The 809-nt window shown below is 45.2% G+C and carries 1 pseudogene; it reads right to left on the minus strand.

What is annotated here, in order from left to right:
* Positions 1-809: pseudogene (locus ACS8FD_RS19040) on the minus strand (tRNA nucleotidyltransferase); the annotation flags it as partial.

Genomic DNA, 809 nt, shown 5'->3' on the forward strand with positions numbered 1-809 from the left:
ATACGTGACTGGTGACCAATAGCTGCGAGAGCTTGTTAGGCTCTTTATGAGCGCTACATGCTTGGATAAGATCAATCTTTTGAGTAGCGTTTAGTTCATTGACTGCGCTTAATTTCCCAGCTTGGGTAACGAATAAGCTTGCAAACTGAGTAGGTGTTTTAGGGACTTTGGCGCTATTGCTTATAGAGATAATGGCCTTTAGAGCAGTCTTTCTCTCATCATCCGTAACAGTCATACTTATATGAGGGGATGAAGATTTAGGGTCAGGTTTGGAAGCAAATAACGATTGATCAAGACTAGCCATTAATAATGTCCAGCGCTGGGATAAATTCAACTGCATTTGACCGGCAAAGTATAGCGCCGTCTGCACTGTTTCTCGTATGTGCACATTGCTCCAAGCATGATGCAATGGCGCAAAGTACTCAGTTAGAGCACCGATTGCATATAGCTGTTCCCAATAAACCTGTGGTGATGTCTGCATGGTGGCACGGCTTGATTCTTGCCAAATGCGCTCTGCACTTAAATGTGCAAGCTCACCTGAGGCGACCAGTTGGCGCATGAGTATGAGGGTTTCCTCAGCGATGTGAAAACATAAGCTATAATAACGTCCATAAAAACGCGCGACTCGCAGTACCCGTAGCGGATCTTCGCTAAAAGCCTGCGATATATGACGTAAGGTCTTGCTCTGAATATCATCGAGTCCACCATGATAATCTATGATTTCACCCGTGAGAGGCGTGTCGTCGGTTAAACTGTTGACTTCAATCGCCATCGCATTGATGGTTAAGTCACGGCGCTGTAAGTCATCT

The organism is Psychrobacter sp. 1U2 (genome assembly GCF_051847575.1).